The organism is Asanoa sp. NPDC050611, assembly GCF_040654855.1.
Lineage (GTDB): Bacteria > Actinomycetota > Actinomycetes > Mycobacteriales > Micromonosporaceae > Asanoa.
Genome location: NZ_JBFAIU010000492.1, coordinates 1 through 4,147 on the forward strand (window position 1 = coordinate 1; position 4,147 = coordinate 4,147).

Here is a 4,147-nt window from a genome sequence, read left to right on the forward strand (position 1 = left end):
GGGCGCCCGGGTGGTCGCCGCGGCGTCGGCCGCGCTGCCCGAGCGCCGCGTCGAGGTGACCGTCGTGCCCACCACGCTCGACCTGGTGGTGTTCACCCGGTGCGGCGACGGCGGGTCCACGGCGTCGGTCAACAGCCAGGTGACCGTCAACGGCCACCTCCTGACCGAGGGGGCCTGCACCGGCGCGGCCCGGTGGGGCGCCGACACCTGGCCCGACTACGGCGTGGCGCCGGGCCGGCCGGCGACCTTCGTCCTGACCGTCACGGACACCGCCACCGACCTGCCCGCGGCGGGCGACGTGGCGCTCGCCGTCGGGCAGGGTGTCCCGTTCGACGAGTACCCCTTGCCGCCCCGCCCGGCCGGGTCGCTCGCCCCGCTGCCGCCGGCGGCCGCCGGCGCCGTGGTCCTCGCGTCTGACCCGGACGACCCGACGCGATCGGTCCGACGCTCGCTCACCTGGCAGGACATCGACAGCATCCACATGAGATCCCAGACACCCGGCCTGCTGCACGTGCGCGTGTCCGGCGTGCAGATCGCCACCGGCGAGTGGTGGGACTACCAGGCCGGCGGCTACGGCACCTACGGCAACGGCAAGCCGGGGTTCGGCGTCAGCGCCCGACCCGGAGAACAGGTCACGGTCGAGGTCACGCCCGAGCACGTGACCGGCGCGTGGCAGGTCGTCCTGCAGCCGGCGAAAACGGGTTCATAAAGCGTCGGCCCGGCCCGTTAGGGTCGGTCGTCGTGGAGACGACGATCGGTGTCCTGCTGTTCGTGCCGACGATGGTCGTGACCGTCCTGCTGTTCGCGGCGGTCATCCGGCGGCTGCTCGGCGTGCGGGTCGGGCCGGTGCGCACGCTGCTCGCCGCGGTCCTCGCCATCGTCCTGGCGACGCCGATCCTCGACGCGGTGGCGCCCGCCGACCCGCGCAGCGTCAGCGGCGGCGACGTCGTGCTCCTCGGCTTCTTCGCGATCGTCGTGTCGGCGCTGCTGGCGATGGCCGCGCTGGTCATCCTCGAAGTGCTGGTGCCGACCGGGTCGGTCCCCGGGCCCCTGGAACTATGGCGTGGCACCCGGCGGCGCATCGCGCGCAGCCGGCGGTACGCGGCCATCGTGCGCATCGCCCTGCGCCACGGTCTCGGCCGGTTCCTGCGCGGCCGCCCGGCGCCCGGTCCGTCCTCGGCGGCCGCGCGTCGCCGCCTCGGCCGGTCGTTGCGGGACGCGCTCGACGAGGGCGGTGTCACGTTCGTCAAGCTCGGCCAGCTCCTCTCGGCCCGGCGCGACCTGCTGCCGGCGGAGATCGCCGACGAGCTGACCGCCCTGCAGGACCGGGCCACGCCGGTGCCCTGGGCCGACGTGGCCGCGGTGCTCGCCGCCGACCTCGGCCGGCCCGTCGACGAGGCGTTCGCGTCCTTCGACCACGAGCCGCTGGCCGCCGCCTCGGTCGCCCAGGTGCACGCGGCCCGGCTGCCCGACGGCACCTCGGTCGTCGTGAAGGTGCGCCGGCCGGGCATCGCCGCGGTGGTCGAGCGCGACGTCGACATCCTGCTGCGGCTCGCCGGGACGCTCGAGGAGCGCACGACCTGGGGCCGGCCGCTGGGGTTGCGGGCGCTGGCGTCCGGGTTCGCGGAGGCGTTGCGGGAGGAGCTCGACTTCACGGTGGAGCGCGACAACCTGCAGGCCATGGCGGCGGCCCTCGCCGCGTCCCCGGACCGGGGTGTGCGCGTGCCGGCCGCGTACGCCGGGCTCAGCTCCGAACGCGTGCTCGTGATGGAACGGGTCGCCGGCACGCCGCTCGGCTCCGCGGCCACGGTGCTCGACGGGCTCGGCGACGAGCGGCGCGCCGAGATCGCCGGCGGGCTGGTCGACACGATGCTCGACCAGGTGCTCGTGCACGGGATCTTCCACGTCGACCTGCACCCGGGCAACGTGCTCGTGGCCGCCGACGGGCACCTCGGTGTGCTCGACCTCGGCTCCGTCGGGCGGCTCGACGCCGCGACGCGGGCGGGCATCGGCCAGCTGCTCGGCGCGCTCGGCCGCGGCGACTCGGTGGCGGCCAGCGACGCGCTGCTCCAGATCGTCGACCGGCCCGACGAGGTCCACGAGCGCGACCTGCAACGGGCGATCGGCGCGATGATCGTGCGGTACGCCGCGCCCGGCGGCACCGCGAGCGCCGCGGCCGTGGCGGCCCTGCTGCGGACCTTCACCTCGTACGGGCTGGGCGTGCCGCCCGCGGTCGCCGCCGTGTTCCGGGCCTTCGCCACGCTGGAGGGCACGCTCGGCCTGCTGCGGCCCGGCTTCGACCTCGTCGCACACGCCCGCGCGTCGGGCAGCCGGCGGATCGCCGAGGCACTCGCGCCGGGGCGGCTGCGCGGGTCCATCGAGGACGAGCTGGTCGACCTGCTGCCGGTGCTGCGCCGGCTGCCGAGGCGGATCGACCGCATCGGCGACGCGCTCGAACACGGGCGGTTGCGGGTCAACGTGCGGCTGTTCGCCGACGACCAGGACCGCCGGCTGGTCACCGGGCTCGTCCACCAGGCGCTGCTGACCGTGATCGGGGCCGCCGCCGGCGTGATCGCGGTGGTGCTGCTCGGCGCCGGCGGCGGGCCACGGGTCAGCGCGACCGTCGACCTGTTCCCGCTGCTCGGGTACGGGTTGCTGATCGTCGCCGTGGTGCTGGTCCTACGGGTGCTCGTCGTCGTCTTCCGTCGCGAGTGACGCCCACTCGGTGACCATCTCGTCGTTGGTGTGGATGCAGGTCATCCGCAGCGGCCCGGCCGACGAGGCGGTGAAGCCGTGCAGCTCGTTCGCCGGCACGACGACCACTGAGCCGCCGTGTGCCTCGATCGTCTCGTCGCCGGCCAGGAACGTGCCGGAGCCTTCGTGCAGCACGAAGACCTCGGCGTACGGGTGGCGGTGCGGCTTCGGGCCGTGGCCGTTGGGGCTCGCCTGGATGAAGAACGACACGGGCACGCCGCCGTGGTCACGGCCGAGAAACGTGCGCGAGGTGTCGTTGCCGGGCAGGTCTTCGTCGTGGATGTGCAACGCCATGCCATCCGACGGTAGCGGTCGCGCGGCGTTCGCGGGAACCGGCGGCGGCGTCGTGCGGTCTGATCGCACATGGGTGTCCGACGTCTGGCCGTGGCGCTGGCCGTGGTGCTGGTGGCCGTGCTGACGATGGCGGGGTGCGCGGGCGGCTCCGCGCGCGGCTCCTACCTGGTCCAGACCGGATACTCGTGTCCGGCGGTGGACAGGCTCGGGGTCCCGGCGTCGGCCGACCCGCTGCCGGCGGACTTCCGGCCGGTGTCGGCGGTCCGGTGCGGCTTCCAGCTCACGATGGGTCAACCGTCGGGCATCGTCTGGGCGACCGCGGAGCGCTCCACGGGCCCGTTCGACGACCTCGTCCACGCACTGCGGCTCCCGCCGCTGGAGTCGCCGGGCGACGCGGTGTGTCCGGCGATCCACCTCATGCCGAGCGTGCTGGCGCTGACGGACGCGGCCGGGACCACGGTCCTGCCGGCCCTGCCCGGCACGGTGTGCAACCACCCGCACCCGGACGTGGTCGCGGCGATCGGCGCGCTGGAGTGGGTGGCGATCGACCGTCGCTGACCGGGCAAAACGGTCACCTGGCGGCACCGCCGGCCCCAGGATGGGGTGCATGACGACGACGGAGTTCCTGACCTCGACCACGTTCGAGGTGCCCGGCTACCGGGTCGAGCGGACGATGGGCATCGCCTGGGGGATCATCGTGCGCAGTGTCGGCGTGGTGCGCGGGGTGACCGGCGGGTTCAAGGCGCTGCGGCAGGGCGAGGTCCCCGAGTACACGCAGGTCGTCGACGCGGCGCGGCACACGGCGTTCGAGCGGCTGGTCGCGCACGCGCACGAGCTGGGCGGCAACGCGGTGGTGGGGGTGCGCTTCGACTCGTCGGACATCGGCAACGGCCTGTCGGAGATCGTCGCCTACGGCACGGCCGCCGTGATCGTTCCGACCTCGTCCTAGGACGGTTTACGGGATGTGCGGCCGGTCTCTCCGCTAGTCGCAGGGCCGAACGGGGAGGCCACGATCTCGAGCGTTCGCGGGCGTGCGGCAGAGCGCATTGCTGCGCGTCGCTGCCGGGCCGCCGGCGACCACCTCGATGGTCACCACGCC

5 protein-coding genes are annotated in these 4,147 nt (G+C 74.5%); 4 read left to right on the forward strand and 1 reads right to left on the reverse strand.

All coding sequences use genetic code 11. The features are described from left to right. Both AB0H87_RS38880 and AB0H87_RS38885 read left to right on the forward strand, forming a co-directional pair. The coding region (locus tag AB0H87_RS38880; protein ID WP_360157885.1) for a hypothetical protein at positions 1-709 on the forward strand (709 nt) is incomplete at its 5' end. Between the two features lie 32 nt (positions 710-741). Beyond that, positions 742-2,715: an AarF/UbiB family protein gene (locus tag AB0H87_RS38885; protein ID WP_360157888.1), complete on the forward strand. Its 1,974-nt coding sequence runs from the start codon at positions 742-744 to the stop codon at positions 2,713-2,715. Here the strand turns inward: AB0H87_RS38885 and AB0H87_RS38890 are convergent. Next, positions 2,680-3,048 carry an AraC family ligand binding domain-containing protein gene (locus AB0H87_RS38890; protein WP_360157891.1) on the reverse strand — a complete coding sequence of 123 codons (369 nt, stop codon included), beginning with the start codon at positions 3,046-3,048 and terminating at the stop codon, positions 2,680-2,682. The two genes, AB0H87_RS38885 and AB0H87_RS38890, sit on opposite strands and share 36 nt — an antisense overlap. Positions 3,049-3,117: 69 nt before the next feature. Here AB0H87_RS38890 and AB0H87_RS38895 point away from each other — a divergent pair, with 69 nt between their 5' ends. Beyond that, complete coding sequence (locus AB0H87_RS38895) at positions 3,118-3,606, forward strand: hypothetical protein (protein WP_360157894.1); 489 nt, start codon at positions 3,118-3,120, stop codon at positions 3,604-3,606. Positions 3,607-3,655: 49 nt separating this feature from the next. Then, positions 3,656-3,997 carry a heavy metal-binding domain-containing protein gene (locus tag AB0H87_RS38900; protein WP_360157897.1) on the forward strand — a complete coding sequence of 114 codons (342 nt, stop codon included), beginning with the start codon at positions 3,656-3,658 and terminating at the stop codon, positions 3,995-3,997. The last annotated feature ends 150 nt before the right edge of the window (positions 3,998-4,147 follow it).

Coding starts and splice junctions, on each gene's coding strand:
- AB0H87_RS38890 (WP_360157891.1), bottom strand. CDS start 3,048: ATGGCGTTGCACATCCACGACGAAGACCTGCCCGGCAACGACACCTCG.
- AB0H87_RS38895 (WP_360157894.1), top strand. CDS start 3,118: ATGGGTGTCCGACGTCTGGCCGTGGCGCTGGCCGTGGTGCTGGTGGCC.
- AB0H87_RS38900 (WP_360157897.1), top strand. CDS start 3,656: ATGACGACGACGGAGTTCCTGACCTCGACCACGTTCGAGGTGCCCGGC.